Origin of the sequence: Micromonospora marina, from assembly GCF_900091565.1 — a bacterium.
Lineage (GTDB): Bacteria > Actinomycetota > Actinomycetes > Mycobacteriales > Micromonosporaceae > Micromonospora > Micromonospora marina.
Genome location: NZ_FMCV01000001.1, coordinates 109,385 through 123,564, shown reverse-complemented (window position 1 = coordinate 123,564; position 14,180 = coordinate 109,385). Strand labels below are relative to the sequence as shown.

Genomic DNA, 14,180 nt, shown 5'->3' with positions numbered 1-14,180 from the left:
GCTGGTCACGGTTCCGTCCGCGGCTGGGCGCGGCGGAGGTCGCGGTGTGGCCCCCCGGCTCGCCGGTGGCCGACCCGCACGATGCTAGTGCCGTCACCGCCCACCGGGGCGCGCCGGGGCGGATCGCGCGTGGTGGTGCGCGGTCCGGCGTGACCGGCGTCATGATTGGATACCGTTCGCAGGATTGTCGGGAGCTGTCGGGAGAGGGAGGGTCGAGATGGCCGAGGAGATCCGCGCCGAGATGGTGGCGAACGTCTGGAAGGTCGTCGTGTCCGCAGGCGACACGGTGTCCGAGGGCGACACCCTCGTCATCCTGGAGTCGATGAAGATGGAGATCCCGGTGGTCGCCGAGTCCGACGGCGTGGTGCAGAAGCTGGCGGTCGACGAGGGCGACGTGGTGCAGGACGGCGACCTGATCGCGGAGATCGGTTGAGCGGCCTGCGGGTGCGCCGCGCCGAGCCGGCGGACTTCCCGGCCGTGGCCCGGCTGACCGTCGCCGCGTACGAGGCGGACGGCCAGCTCAAGGACGAGAGCGGGTACGCGCCGGTGCTCGCCGACGTGTCCGGCCGCGCCGAGACCGGCGAGGTTCTGGTGGCTGTCGACGACGTCACCGGCCAGGTGCTCGGCGCGGTGACGTTCGTGCTGCCGGGCACCCCGTACGCGGAACTGGCCGGCCCGGGCGAGGCCGAGTTCCGGATGCTCGCTGTCGATCCGGCCGCGCAGGGCCGGGGCGCGGGTGCGGCGCTCGCGTCCACGTGCGTGGCGCGCGCGACGGAGCTGGGCTGCACGGCCGTGGTGATCTGCGTACGCGCCGGGATGGCGGCGAGCGCACACCGCCTCTACGAGCGGCTCGGTTTCGTCAGGTACCCGGAGAAGGACTGGACGCCGCTGCCCGGGATCGACCTGCGCGGCCTGCGGCTGGACCTGACCGCGGCGGGCTGAGTCCGACTGCGGCAGGCCGGCTCCGGCCGTGGCTGGCTGCGGCGGCTCGGCTCAGCCCTGGCCGGTCTCGCCGATCTTGGCGAGCAGTTCGTCGGCCACCTGGAGTGCGATCCGCTTGCGTTCGTCGTCGGTGATGCCCGGCGCGCGCACCGCGAACCAGCTGCTGTGCACGGCGAACAGCGTGAGCGCGGCGCGGAGCTGGGCGGCGGGTGAGTCGTCGCCCCGGCACAGCTGGTGGGCCAGCCGCATCATCCGGTCCCGCATCTGCTGACCGGCGACGAGGCTTTTGAGCACCGTCTGGTTCTGCTCGAAGAAGCGCATCACCTGGGGCAGGTCGCCGTCGAACATGCTGTCGGCGTACCGGCCGATCAGGGCCCGCCGGGTCGCCAGCGTGGGCGGCTGGTCGGCGGCCCAGGCGATCAGCTCGTCCATCCGGCGCAGCCGGTCGTCGACCAGGCTGGTGACGATCTCGTCCTTGCTCTTGAAGTGGTAGTAGAGCGCGGCCTTGGTCACGCCCAGCCGCTCGGCGATCTCCCGCAGCGATGTCTTCTCGTAGCCCTGCTCGGTGAAGAGTTCCAAGGCGACGGCCTGGATCCGCTCCCGCGTGCCACCTGTGGTCTCCCGCACCGGCCGACTTCCTTCCACTCCGCTTGACGTGTGCCCTTCGTCAGCTTACCGTCCGGCTAGTAAGCAAACTAGCCGGGCGGCAAGTAAGTCGATCATCCGATCTGCGGGGAGCCTACCGATGAAGCAACCAGCCCAGGTGGCCACGAGACCCAATGTCCGGTTCGTCCTGTTCGGTCTGATGATCGCGATGATGCTCGCGATGCTCGACAACATGATCGTCAGCACCGCGCTGCCGCGGATCGTCTTCGAGTTCGGTGGCGCCGACCACTTCACCTGGGTGGTCACCGCGTACGTGCTGGGCACCACCGTCTCCACGCCGATCTGGGGCAAGCTCGGCGACCTCTACGGCCGCAAGACGGTCTTCCTCACCGCGGTCGTGGTGTTCCTGATCGGCTCCGCGCTCTGCGGCATGTCCGGCTCCGGCGTCTTCGGCGGCGCCGACACCGGCATGACCGAGCTGATCGCGTTCCGTGCCGTCCAGGGCCTCGGCGCCGGCGGGCTGATGGTCGGCGTCATGGCGATCATCGGTGACCTCGTCCCGCCCCGCGAGCGCGGCCGCTACCAGGGCATGATCGCCGGCATCATGGCCATCGCCATGGTCGCCGGCCCGCTCGTCGGCGGCTTCATCACCGACAACCTCTCCTGGCGCTGGGCGTTCTACGTCAACCTGCCGCTGGGCGGCGCGGCGCTGCTCGTCCTCGCCACCACCATGCACCTGCCGAAGTACCGCACCGAACACAAGATCGACTGGCTGGGCGCGGCGCTGCTGTCCGTCGGCATCACCGCGATCGTGCTGGTGACCACGTGGGGCGGCAACGAGTACGACTGGGTCTCGCCGCAGATCCTCGGCCTCGCCGTGCTGGCGGTGCTCGCGCTCGCCGTGTTCGCGCTGGTGGAGCGGCGCACGCCGGAGCCGATCCTGCCGCTGAGCCTGTTCGCCAACCGCAACTTCGCCCTGATCTCGGTGATCGGGTTCCTGCTCGGCTTCGCCATGTTCGGCGCGATGAACTTCCTGCCGCTCTACCAGCAGACCGTGCAGGGGGCGTCGGCCACGAACAGCGGCCTGCTGCTGCTCCCGCTGATGTTCGGCATGCTCGTGGTGTCGCTCGTGGTCGGCCGGACCATCACCAGGACCGGCCGCTACCGCGTCTTCCCGATCGTCGGCGGCGTGGTGATGGCCGCCGGGATGGGTCTGCTCAGCCTGCTGGACGTGGACACCAGCAAGACGCAGTCCTCGCTCTACATGCTCGTGCTCGGCGTCGGCATGGGCTTCCTCATGCAGACCTCGATGCTCATCGCGCAGAACAGCGTGGCACAGAAGGATCTCGGCGCGGCAAGCGGCGCGGCCACCTTCTTCCGGTCCATCGGCGGCTCGTTCGGCGTCTCCCTCTTCGGCGCGATCTTCGCCAACCGTCTCGCCGGCTCCGCCGCCGGTTCCGCGTTCGCGGGCTCGGGCGGCGAGGGCGGCGCGATGGACCTGGAGGCCCTCAAGAAGCTCACCGGAGCGATGCGGGAGGCGGTGCTCGGCGGCCTCTCCGACGCCATCTCGCACGTCTTCTTCTGGGCGGTCCTCTTCACAGTGGCCGTACCGGTGCTCGCCTGGTTCATCAAGGAGGTGCCGTTGCGCGCGACGAACGACGTGCCGCCGGCCGGCGCCACCCCCGAGGACGGGGCCGAGGCCGCGCTCGGCAAGGCCCCCGTCGCCTGACGCGCCGCCGCGCCCCCATCGGGAGGTACGCGGGGCCGCCGCGTGTCCGTTTCCGTGGGGCCGTGGTCGCCGCCAGTTCGGGGGAGTGGTGGGGTCCGGGGCGAGTTGATCGCGCCACCTCGGCGAAGTGGCGGCGCTCGGCGGGGCGGGGGAGGGGGCGGACATGGCTCGGAAACGGCGTCCGCAGGGGACGGGCGGTCAGCCGCTGCGGAACAAGGCGGTGAGGCGGCGCCAGAGACGCCGCAGCGGCCCACCCTCGGCACCGGCGATCAACCGGTCGGCGGTGGCGCGTGCCGCCGGGTCGAGCGCCGGGGTGGCCCGTGCCAGGTACGCGAGCGACACCACCACCGGGTCACGCCGGGCGGGACCCGCCGCCGCCTCGGCGATCCGGCCGGACACCAGCGCAGCCACGTCGGCGCGGGTTTCCGGGTGCACCCAGGCGGCGGTGACCAGGGCGAACAGTGCCGCCTCGGCGGCCGGGCCGAGATCGCCGGCGGCGAGTTCACCCAGCACCCGCCGCCGGGTCGACCGCTCCCACGGCTCGTCGGTGCGGTGGTGCAGCAGGCCGAGGCAGGCCCAGACCTGGGCGCAGCGCGTCCACAGTGCCGGATCCTGCCCGCCGAGCACGCGGCCCAGCGCCGTCGCCGGCGCCTCCGGCGGGTGTGCCAGCAGGGCGAGCAGGTCGGCGAGGTCCAGGGTGGCCAGCCCGACCGCGGCGTCGTACGCGGCCGGTGGGTGCGCCCACGCCGGGTGCGCGAGTTGCTGGAGTCGCCGAACCGCTGCCGCCGATGCAGCGGAACCGTCAGGGGCCGGGGCGTCGTCGCCCGCCGGGGTGACCTGCCCGAGCCAGGGGCGGCCCCGGCAGCACTCGGCGAGGTCGCCGTGCTCGTGCGTGTCGTCCGGATGGTCGCGGACGAAGTCGGCGAGCGCCACCAGGTGGTCGACGTTCCCGTCGCGCAGGTAGCGCAGCCGGTGCGCGGTGTGCACCGCGCAGTCGAAGGTGGGATCCTTCGCCAGCGCCCGGTCGACCCAGCCCAGTGCCGCGTCGAGGCGGCCGTGGTCGGCCAGCGTGCCGGCGATGTCCGCGTAGACCGCGAGGTCGTCGGGGTCGAGCGCGACAGCGCGTTCCAGTGCGGCGAGCGCCTCGGCGGTCCGGCCGGCGCTGCGGTACGCGTACCCGAGCCACACCTCGCCGAGTTTGGTGGGCTGTGCGCGTACCCCCCGGGTGGCCCAGGTGACGGCGAGGGTGACCTCGCCGAGGCGCCGGGCCAGCGCGGACGCCGCGCCCAGCAGCAGCGGATGGGCCGGGTGGACGGTGATCGCGTTGCGGGCCAGCGTGAGGTACGGCGCGAGCGGCTCGCGCAGCCGTCGCGGCGCGGGGTCCGGCGCCGCCGCGCAGACCTGCATGAGGATCCGGGCGGTGCGTTCGGGATCGAGGCGTTCCGGCAGGTCGGCGGCGGTCACCCAGGGTACGGCGGCCCAGGGCGTCACGGGCGCGTAGCCGGTGGCGGCGGCCAGCAGGTCGAGCCCTTCGGCGGGGCGGCCGGCGGCGGCGAGCAGGTGCGCGCGGGCCACCACGGCGCCGACGAACGCCTGCTGACCGAGCGGGAAGAGGTCCAGGTCGCCGCCGCTCGCCGCGTTCAGCCGGGCGAGTGTCTCGTGCGCCTCGGGCAGCGTGGGGGAGCGGACCAGCGCGGCGGCCACGTGGTCGGCGGCGTGCTGCAGGTCGCCCTCGCCCAGTGCCAGCCGGGCCAGCGTGAGTTCCTCCTCCGCGGAGAGCGCGGCGTCGTCCTCGGGCACGTCGTCCTCTCGGCGGGTCGGGTCGGTCAGCCGGGCAAGCGTAGGGGATCTTCCGTCGAATAGTGATCCACTGCGCACTCCTGCTCGTTGCATTGAATATGGCCGCTCAAACGTGCAAGACTGAGCATCTAACGCGCGGAAAACGCGCAGAGGGAGGTTCTGGAGTGACGCGTCCAGGGGCCGGTATGGCCGCCGACATCGACGAGCAGCCGGCCGGTTACGAGCGCCTGCTCTCCACCGGGCACGCGGCGGCCATCGCCGAGGTGGCGGCCGTCGTCGCGCGACGCCGCCCCCGGCACGTCGTGTTCACCGCCCGGGGCACCTCCGACCACGCCGCGCTCTACGCGGCCTACCTGACCGAGATCCGCCTCGGGCTGCCCGCCGGGCTGGCCTCACCGAGCGCGATCACCGTCTTCGGCGCCCGGCCCGACCTGTCCGACGCGCTGGTCGTCGGCGTCAGCCAGAGCGGCGGCTCGCCCGACCTGGCCGAGGTGCTGCGGGTCGCCCGCGCCTCCGGCGCGCTCACCCTCGCGGTCACCAACAACCCCGGCTCGCCGCTGGTGGAGACCGCCGAGCTGAGCGTCGACATCGCCGCCGGCCACGAACGCGCGGTCGCCGCCACCAAGACCTACACCGCCGAACTGCTCGCGCTGCTCATGCTGATCGAGGGCGTACGCGCCGGCGACGGTGTGCTGCCCGCGCAGGAGCACGCCGCCCTGAGCCGCCTGCCCGAGCTGGCCGCGCAGACGCTCGCCGACGACACCCCGGCCCGGCTCGCCCCGCGCTACCGGTTCGCCGCCCAGCTCGTCACCACCGGCCGGGGGTACGCGTACCCGACCGCCCGGGAGGCGGCGCTGAAGCTGATGGAGACCTCGTACCTCCCGGCGCTCGCCTTCTCCGGCGCCGACCTGCTGCACGGCCCGCTCGCCATGACCGACCCGGACGTCCCGGTGCTCGCCGTGGTCGGCTCCGGCCCCGGCGGCACGTCGATGCGCGAGGTGCTGCCCCGCCTCGGCGAACGCCGCGCCGACGTGGTGGTGGTCGGCTCCGCCGAGGTCGGCGAGACCCGGATGGCGGTGCCCGAGGTCGACGAGCGGTACGCGCCGCTGCTCGACATCCTGCCGCTGCAACGGCTCGCGCTGGCCCTGGCCCTGGCCCGGGGCGAGGACCCGGACGCGCCGCGCGGCTTGAAGAAGGTCACGGCGACGATGTGAGGCCCGGCGTGGCACGCTGTGGGGCGTGTCCACCCTCCGTGACCTCGCCGAGGAGCACACCGCGCTCCGCCCGGCCGACATCGACCACCTGCACCGGATCGCCGGCGACTGGCAGCTGCTGTCCGACCTGTCCTTCGCCGACCTGCTGCTCTGGGTTCCGGTGGACGGCGAGGGCACGTACCTCTGCGTGGCCCAGGTCCGTCCCACCACCGCGCCGACCGCCTACCTGGACGACCAGGTCGGGCGCATCGTCGGCGGGGCCGAGGTGGCCCACCTGGAGGTGGCCCACCGGCAGGGGCGGATCTGGCGCGAGGGTGACCCGGTCTGGTACGGCGACGTACCGGCCCGCCACGAGGCGATCCCGGTCCGGCTGCGCACCGGCGACGGTGAAGCCGGCGAGGTGATCGCCGTGGTGGGCCGGGACACCAACCTGTCCACCGCGCGCACCCCGAGCCAGCTCGAACTGAACTACCTGACCACCGCCGACGACCTCGCCCAGATGATCGCCGACGGCACGTTCCCGCCGCCCCGGCACCCGGGCGAGACCACCTCGGCGCCCCGGGTCGGCGACGGACTGGTGCGGCTCGACGCCAACGGCAAGGTCACCTACGCCAGCCCGAACGCGCAGTCCGCGTACCGCCGCCTCGGCTACGCCTCCCACCTCGTCGGGGAGGACCTGGCCAAGCTGCACCGCAGGCTCGCCGACGACCCCCTGGAAGGCACCGACGCGGGCAACGCCGTGCTCGCCGCGCTGCGCGGCGAGGCGCCACCCCGCCGGGAGATCGACGCCCGCGGCGCCACCATGCTCACCCGGGCGCTGCCGCTGATGCCCGCCGGAGTGCCGATCGGCGCGCTGGTGCTGGTCCGCGACATCACCGAGGTACGCCGCCGCGACCGCGCCCTGATCACCAAGGACGCCACGATCCGGGAGATCCACCACCGGGTGAAGAACAACCTCCAGACCGTCGCCGCGCTGCTGCGCCTCCAGGCCCGGCGCGTCGCCATGCCCGAGGCGCGGGTCGCGCTCGAAGAATCGGTACGCCGGGTCGCCTCGATCGCGCTCGTCCACGAGACGCTCTCCCTGTCCAGCGACGAGGCGGTCGAGTTCGACGGCATCGTGGACCGGGTCGCCAGCGCCGCCACCGAGGTCGCCGTCACCGAGGTCAGCGTGGGCATGCGCCGGTGCGGCACCTTCGGCGTCCTGCCCGCCGAGATCGCGACCTCGCTGGTGATGGTGCTCAACGAGCTGCTGCTCAACGCCGTGGAACACGGCTTCCCGTCCGCCGGCGAGGACGCGGAGCCCGCACCGGCGGACGCGCCCCGGCCCGAGGTGGTGGTCTCCGCGCACCGGGCCCGCAAGCAACTGCACGTCTCGGTCACCGACAACGGCCGGGGCCTGCCCGAACAGTTCGACGCCGAGCGCGGCGGCAACCTGGGCCTCCAGATCGTCCGGGCGCTTGTCACCGGCGAGCTGCGCGGCACCATCGACCTGCGCAACGGCGCCGACGGCGGCACCGAGGCGGTCATCGTCGTACCGCTGGCCCGCGGCACCACCGACCGCCTCACCGGACGAGCAGGGCCACCGTGATCCCCGGCCGGGGCCACACCTGCCGCACCGTGTAGCCCGCGCGCAGCGCGGCTCCCTTCGCGCCCGGCACCGCCGCCAGCGGGTCCGCGCGGCGGCCGGTGACCACCAGCCAGACCCGCTCCACCCCGGCCAGGCACCGTGCCGGGTCGTCGCACTCCACGGCCCACAGGCTCGCGTCCTGACGCTGGTCGCGGACCACCAGCACGTCGCGCGGCAGTCTCGGCCCCAGGTGGTACGCCATGCCGAGATCCGGGAACAGCCACCCGTCCCGGGGCGAGTAGACGATCGCGTCGCCCGGCCTCTGCTCGGCGCGGATGATCCGGGCGGCACCCGCGTAGTCGACGGGTGCGCTGCGCGGCCACTCGTGGGTGCGGCGCAGGGCCACCTGTTCGGGCAGCCCGAGCAGCCCGGCCAGCGCCACCAGGGCCAACGCCGCCCCGAACCGCGCCCCGGCCGGAGCGGTCCCCGCCGGACCCGTCCCGCTGACTGCGGTGCCGGCCGGCGTGGATGCGGTGGGCGCGGTTCCGGGCGGGGCGGGTCCGGTCGGGGCGGCTCCGGTCGGCGGGATCCGGGTCGGTGTCGTGCCGGCCAGGGCCGCGCCGGCGAGGAGGCAGGCGAACGGCACGGTGAAGACCAGGTAGCGAGTCACCCAGAGCGGCACCACCGTGCCGGCCGCGAAGAGCAGCAGCACCGGCAGCAGCACGGCGGCGCCGGGCAGCAGCGCCCGCCGGCCCAGCCGGACCGCGCCGAGCGCCGCGAGGGCCAGCAGGAAGCCGCCCACCACGCCGCTCTGCGCCAGCCCACCGGGCAGCGCCGCCAGGTCGGGCAGGCGCGCCGGGTCCACCCAGTCGAGCTGTCGACCGCGCTGTCCCCGGGCGACGAGCGCCAGGGGGATGACGAGCACGACGGCCGGCACCAGCGCCAGCAGCCACCCGGTCAGCACCCGTCGGCCGGACGTCGACGCCTCGCGAGCCTCGCCGGTCAGATCCTGTGGTTCCGCTTCCGGCGCGTCCGCGCCGTGCTCCCTGCTCCCGGGGTGCGGTGACACCCGTGGCGTTCCACTCGCGCTCGATCTCGCGGCTGGGTGGAACGCCGTGGGTGTCTGCGGTGCGCCGTGCCACCCGTGGCGTTCCACTCGCGCTCGATCTCGCGGCTGGGTGGAACGCCGTGAGTGTCTGCGGCGTGACCGGCTCGCGTCGGACATCTCGGGTCGGTACCGGCCGGGCGGATCGACGGCCGCCGCGGGGCCACGAGCGGCGGTCAGCAGCACCACCACGGCGTGCGCGGCGAGCAGGGTGAGCGCGATCAGGTGGAGCAGGGCGAGCGCGGCGACGGCGAGGGCGTACCCGGCCCAGCGTCGCCAGGTCGGCCGGCGCAGCGCCTCGACCAGCAGCAGCGTGGCCAGCACGGCGAGCAGCGTCGCGAGGGCGTACGGGCGGGCCTCCTGGCCGTACCGCGAGGTGACCGGCAGCACCGCGAACAGCAGTCCGGCGAGCAGCCCGGCGCGGCGGCCGGCCAGCGCCGCGCCGAGGCGGGCGGTGAGTGCCGCAGCCACCGCCATGGCCAGTGCCGAGGGCAGCCGCAGTGCCGTCGGCGACGTGCCGGCCACCGCGGTCCAGCCGTGCACGAGCAGGTAGTACGGCCCGGTCGCGGCGTCGATCGTGCGCGTCATCCGGGTCAGGTCCGCGACCGGCCGGGTGGCGGCGCTCCAGGTGGCCAGCTCGTCCCGCCACGGCTGGGCGTGCCCGAGGCCGGCCAGCGTCACAGCGAGCGTGAGCAGTCCCGGCACCGCCCACACCATCGGGCCCGACCGGGCACTGACGGACGCGGACACGATCCTCCTCACCTCCGCAGCGTCACACGCCCGCGTGCCTCCACCCGCCCGCTCCACCGATTCCCACCCACCCGCCTCCGCCACTGTCGGGGAGGGGACGGGGCGGGGGTGGACGGGAGTCGATCTCGGTGGGGGCCCGTGATGTGGGATCACCGGGCGGAGCTGTGGTCGGGCGGGGCGGGGTGTGGCAGCATGAGGCACATGACCGCCGCTGTCGTCCGCCGCTTCGTGGCTCGTCGCCACGTCGACTACGGCCGCGTGCGCAGCGCGATCTGTCCGGCCCACTGACGACGCCCGACCCTTCCGTCTCGGGCGCGTACTCGCGCCGGCCGTCATCGACATCGCCGACCACGGCCCTCCCCAGGGCCGGCCGCCGCGTCCGCGCTCGCAGGCACCGCAGCAGACCATGGAGGACGCCGCGATGGCGGTCAGCAGCACCCCGACCCGTCCCGACACCCCGGCGCCTGCCGCCCGTGCGCCCCGCCGGCCACGCGGCGAGGGGCAGTGGGCGCTCGGACACCGTGAGCCGCTCAACCCCAACGAGCGGATCAAGAAGGACGACGACCCGCTGAACGTGCGGGACCGGATCGAGAACATCTACGCCCACCGCGGTTTCGCCTCGATCGACCCGCAGGACCTGCGTGGCCGGTTCCGCTGGTGGGGCCTCTACACCCAGCGCAAGGCCGGCATCGACGGCGGGCGTACGGCAGTGCTGGAGCCGCACGAGCTGGAGGACGAGTTCTTCATGCTCCGGGTCCGGGTGGACGGCGGCCAGCTCAACCTGGCCCAGCTCCGCGTGATCGCGGACATCTCCCGGGAGTTCGCGCGGGACACCGCCGACATCACCGACCGGCAGAACATCCAGTACCACTGGATCCGGGTCGAGGACATGCCGGAGATCTGGCGCCGGCTGGAGGCGGTCGGCCTGCAGACCACCGAGGCGTGCGGCGACTGCCCCCGGATCGTGCTGGGCAGCCCGGTCGCCGGGGTGGCCCGGGACGAGGTGCTCGACCCGACCCCGGCGATCGACGAGATCGTCCGCCGGTACGTCGGCGACAAGGCGTACTCGAACCTGCCCCGGAAGTTCAAGACCTCGATCTCCTGGCTGGTCGACACGCCGTACGAGGCGAACGACATCGCGTTCCTCGGCGTGGAGCACCCCGAGCACGGGCCCGGGTTCGACGTCTGGGTCGGCGGCGGGCTCTCCACCAACCCGATGCTAGCCAAGCGGCTCGGCGTCTGGGTGCCGCTGAGCGAGGTGCCGGACGTGTGGGCCGGTGTGGTGGGCATCTTCCGTGACTACGGCTACCGCCGGCTGCGCAACCGGGCCCGGCTGAAGTTCCTGGTCGCCGACTGGGGCGTGGAGCGCTTCCGCGAGGTGCTGGAGAAGGAATACCTCGGCCGGACGCTGCTCGACGGCCCGGCCGCGGACCTGCCGGCGAAGCCGGTCGACCACATCGGTGTGCACACCCAGCGCGACGGCGCGAACTACGTGGGCGCGGCCCCGGTGGTGGGCCGGGTGTCCGGCACCCAGCTGGCGCAGCTCGCCGACGTGGTCGAGGCGCACGGCAGCGACCGGGTGCGGCTCACCCCGTACCAGAAGCTGCTCGTGCTGGACGTGGCGCCGGAGCGGACCGAGGAGCTGGTCTCGGCGCTGCGCGGGATCGGCCTGGAGGCCCGGCCGTCGGCCTGGCGGCGCGGCACGATGGCCTGCACCGGCATCGAGTTCTGCAAGCTCGCGATCGTGGAGACCAAGCGGCGCGGCGAGGAACTGGTCGCGCGCCTGGAGGAGCGGCTGCGCGACTTCGACGCGGACATCTCCATCCACCTCAACGGCTGCCCGAACGCCTGCGCCCGCACCCAGGTCGCCGACATCGGGCTCAAGGGCCAGCTCGTGGTCGGCCCGGACGGCCGGCAGGTCGAGGGCTTCCAGGTGCACCTCGGCGGCGGCCTCGGCATGGCGCAGGGGCAGTCCGCCGGTTTCGGCCGCAAGCTGCGCGGTCTGAAGACCACCGCCGAGGAGCTTCCGGAGTACGTGGAACGGCTCGCCCGCCGCTACCTGGCCGGCCGGACCGAGGGCGAGACGTTCGCCAACTGGGTGATCAGAGTCGACGAGGAGGAGTTGCGATGAGCGAGCGGAGTGAGCGAATCATTCGGCTCAGTGTGGCGGTGCCTCATCGTGCTGGCGAGCGAAGCGAGGCGGCGCGATGAGCGAGCGGTCCGCGCCTCTCTACTGCCCGTACTGCGGGGAGGAGGACCTGCGACCGCACGAGGCCGGGCACGGTGCCTGGGAGTGCCACGCCTGCGCGCGGGTCTTCGCGGTGAAGTTCACCGGCCTGTTGAGCCGGGTGGTGAACCGGTGACCGGCCTCGTCTCCGCCGCCGGGCTCGGCCTGGTCGGCGCGGCCGAACCGGCCCGCCGCGACCCGGAGGAGCTGCGCGCGCTGGCCGAGGAGGCCGGCCGGGAGCTGGCGGACGCGCCCGCGCTGGAGATCGTGCGGTGGGCGGTGCGGACGTTCGGCGAGCGGTTCTGCGTGACCAGCTCGATGGCCGACGGCGTGCTGGCGCACCTGGTCTCGCGGGTCGCGCCCGGCGTCGACGTGGTGTTCCTGGACACCGGGCTGCACTTCCCGGAGACGTTGAAGGTCCGCGACGAGGTGGCCCGGCGCATGCCGGTGCGGGTGCGCTCGATCCGGCCCCGGATGACCGTGGGCCAGCAGGACGGCCAGTACGGTCCGCGCCTGTTCAACAGGTCCCCGGACGACTGCTGCCAGTTGCGGAAGGTGGAGCCGCTGGAGCGGGCGCTGTCCGGGTACGACGCCTGGGCGGCCGGGCTGCGCCGGGACGAGTCGCCGACCCGGGCGAACACGCCGGTGGTGGGTTTCGACGCGCGGCGGGGCAGGGTCAAGGTGAACCCGATCGCGGCGTGGACCCAGCGGGAGGTGGACGCCTACGTGGCCCGGTACGACATCCCGGTCAACGAGCTGTTCGCCCGCGGCTACGGGTCGATCGGCTGCTGGCCGTGCACGCGGCGGACCCGGGCGGGAGAGGACTCGCGCGCCGGGCGCTGGGCGATGTTCGAGAAGACCGAGTGCGGCCTGCACACCTGAGTGCCGGGCCACCGGTGGTGCTGGTGGCCCACGGCAGCCGTGATCCGCGTGCGGCGCAGGCGACCCGGGCGCTGGCCCGGGCCGTGGCGCACACCTGCCCCGGTCGTCAGGTGCTGCCGAGCTGGCTCGACCACACCGATCCCGGGCCGGCCGAGGTGCTGCGCGGGCTGGCCGGCGCCGGCCACTCCCGGGCGGTCCTGGTGCCGCTGCTGCTGACCGCCGCGTACCACCGGAAGGTGGACATCCCGGCGGCGGTCGCGGCGGCCGGCGCGGACATCGAGGTACGGGTGACGGACGTGCTGGGGCCGACCGGCGGCGGGGTGGACGGCGGGCTGCTGGACGGGCTGCGCCGCCGCCTGGCGGAGGCGACCGGTGACGGGCCGGGCGGGCTGGACGCGGTGGTGCTGGCGGCGGCCGGTACCCGGGATCCGGCGGCGCGCGCCTCGGTGGGGCGGGTCGCGGCGGCGTTCGGCGCGGGGCTGGGCGTGCCCTGCCGTGTCTCGTACGCCTCGGCGGCGCCTCCGGAGGTGGGCGGCGCGGTGACGCGACTGCGCGCCGCTGGTGCCCGCCGCGTCGCCGTGGCCGCCTATTTCCTGGCCCCGGGCCGGTTCCACGACGGGGTACGCACGTCGGCCCGGTCGGCCGGCGCGGTGGCGGTGGCCGACCCGCTGACCGACCTGCCGGAGCTGGCGGACCTGGTCCGGCGGCGGGTGGAGGCGGTGGCGGGCTGACCCGGTCCGGGACAGCAGAACGCCCCGGCCGGAATCCCGGCCGGGGCGTTCAGCGTGTACGGGTCAGGCGGAGTGAGCGCGCAGCACCCGGAGGCCGCCGCGGCGCTTCACCGCGCGACGCTCCTCTTCGCTCATCCCACCCCAGACGCCGGCGTCCTGACCGGACTCCAGCGCCCACTGCAGGCACTGGTCGGTCACGGGGCAGCGCCGGCAGACGGCCTTCGCCTGCTCCACCTGCAGGAGGGCCGGGCCGGACGTCCCGATGGGGAAGAACAGCTCCGGGTCCTCGTCGCGGCAGACCGAATCGTGGCGCCAGTCCATGGCGGCAACACTCCTCATTCTTAGTGGGTGGCCAGATAACGCTTCGTTGCTGTTTCTTTATGCGTCCGCATTGCCGAATGGTGACGGTCAGCATCCATCAATTCGGCGCAGCGTGAGCAGGCTGTGGGGTGCCTGGACCTGCTGGAACAGCTCAACCGAACGAGCCTATCCAGGCAATGTCCCGGCAACACGAGTTCGCTTGTGAATACTTTCACGAACTACAGCGATGTCAAGGGTGACGCTCGGAAAAACTCCGAACAGTGAGCGGGCTCACCACCCATTTGTCCGGGTTTACCAGGGCTCTGG

At 73.7% G+C, this 14,180-nt stretch carries 13 protein-coding genes; 9 read left to right on the top strand and 4 right to left on the bottom strand.

Annotated elements, in window-relative coordinates; genetic code table 11:
• Positions 1-217: 217 nt before the first annotated feature.
• The gene (locus GA0070215_RS00555) at positions 218-433 is read left to right on the top strand and encodes a biotin/lipoyl-binding carrier protein (protein WP_018784772.1); all 216 of its coding nucleotides are present in this window, start codon (positions 218-220) and stop codon (positions 431-433) included.
• Positions 430-942: a GNAT family N-acetyltransferase gene (locus GA0070215_RS00550; protein ID WP_091040879.1), complete on the top strand. Its 513-nt coding sequence runs from the start codon at positions 430-432 to the stop codon at positions 940-942. Before GA0070215_RS00555 ends, GA0070215_RS00550 begins: the two co-directional genes overlap by 4 nt.
• Positions 943-993: 51 nt before the next feature.
• Here GA0070215_RS00550 and GA0070215_RS00545 read toward each other — a convergent pair whose 3' ends face one another.
• The gene (locus GA0070215_RS00545) at positions 994-1,569 is read right to left on the bottom strand and encodes a TetR/AcrR family transcriptional regulator (protein ID WP_018784774.1); all 576 of its coding nucleotides are present in this window, start codon (positions 1,567-1,569) and stop codon (positions 994-996) included.
• Between the two features lie 118 nt (positions 1,570-1,687).
• On the opposite strand from GA0070215_RS00545, the gene GA0070215_RS00540 reads away from it, so the two are divergent.
• On the top strand, positions 1,688-3,277 hold the full coding sequence (locus GA0070215_RS00540; RefSeq protein WP_091040876.1) for an MDR family MFS transporter: 1,590 nt from the start codon (positions 1,688-1,690) through the stop codon (positions 3,275-3,277).
• Between the two features lie 198 nt (positions 3,278-3,475).
• Here the strand turns inward: GA0070215_RS00540 and GA0070215_RS00535 are convergent, their stop codons facing one another.
• On the bottom strand, positions 3,476-5,077 hold the full coding sequence (locus GA0070215_RS00535; RefSeq protein ID WP_091040874.1) for a tetratricopeptide repeat protein: 1,602 nt from the start codon (positions 5,075-5,077) through the stop codon (positions 3,476-3,478).
• A 185-nt stretch (positions 5,078-5,262) separates the two neighbouring features.
• On the opposite strand from GA0070215_RS00535, the gene GA0070215_RS00530 reads away from it, so the two are divergent.
• Both GA0070215_RS00530 and GA0070215_RS00525 read left to right on the top strand, forming a co-directional pair.
• On the top strand, positions 5,263-6,291 hold the full coding sequence (locus GA0070215_RS00530) for an SIS domain-containing protein (RefSeq protein WP_091040871.1): 1,029 nt from the start codon (positions 5,263-5,265) through the stop codon (positions 6,289-6,291).
• A gap of 25 nt (positions 6,292-6,316) precedes the next feature.
• Positions 6,317-7,879 (top strand): PAS domain-containing sensor histidine kinase, encoded by a 1,563-nt coding sequence (locus GA0070215_RS00525; protein ID WP_091040868.1) that lies wholly within the window; start codon positions 6,317-6,319, stop codon positions 7,877-7,879.
• Here the strand turns inward: GA0070215_RS00525 and GA0070215_RS00520 are convergent.
• A complete protein-coding gene (locus GA0070215_RS00520; RefSeq protein WP_091040867.1) occupies positions 7,854-9,680 on the bottom strand; it encodes a glycosyltransferase family 39 protein in 1,827 nt (608 codons plus the stop codon). The genes GA0070215_RS00525 and GA0070215_RS00520 overlap by 26 nt on opposite strands.
• Before the next feature lie 454 nt (positions 9,681-10,134).
• Here GA0070215_RS00520 and GA0070215_RS00515 point away from each other — a divergent pair, with 454 nt between their 5' ends.
• The 4 genes from GA0070215_RS00515 (at position 10,135) to GA0070215_RS00505 (ending at position 13,553) form a co-directional block, all read left to right on the top strand.
• Entirely contained in the window at positions 10,135-11,844 is a 1,710-nt protein-coding gene (locus GA0070215_RS00515) for a nitrite/sulfite reductase (RefSeq protein ID WP_091041320.1), read from the top strand.
• A gap of 76 nt (positions 11,845-11,920) precedes the next feature.
• On the top strand, positions 11,921-12,076 hold the full coding sequence (locus GA0070215_RS28315) for a hypothetical protein (RefSeq protein WP_018784782.1): 156 nt from the start codon (positions 11,921-11,923) through the stop codon (positions 12,074-12,076).
• Positions 12,073-12,822: a phosphoadenylyl-sulfate reductase gene (locus GA0070215_RS00510; RefSeq protein WP_091040864.1), complete on the top strand. Its 750-nt coding sequence runs from the start codon at positions 12,073-12,075 to the stop codon at positions 12,820-12,822. The genes GA0070215_RS28315 and GA0070215_RS00510 overlap by 4 nt, the downstream gene beginning before the upstream one ends.
• The gene (locus GA0070215_RS00505) at positions 12,804-13,553 is read left to right on the top strand and encodes a sirohydrochlorin chelatase (protein WP_026267733.1); all 750 of its coding nucleotides are present in this window, start codon (positions 12,804-12,806) and stop codon (positions 13,551-13,553) included. The genes GA0070215_RS00510 and GA0070215_RS00505 overlap by 19 nt, the downstream gene beginning before the upstream one ends.
• 63 nt (positions 13,554-13,616) lie before the next feature.
• On the opposite strand, the gene GA0070215_RS00500 is transcribed toward GA0070215_RS00505, so the two are convergent.
• Positions 13,617-13,874, bottom strand: a complete 258-nt coding sequence (locus tag GA0070215_RS00500) for a WhiB family transcriptional regulator (RefSeq protein ID WP_013288358.1) — start codon at positions 13,872-13,874, stop codon at positions 13,617-13,619.
• Positions 13,875-14,180 lie beyond the last annotated feature (306 nt).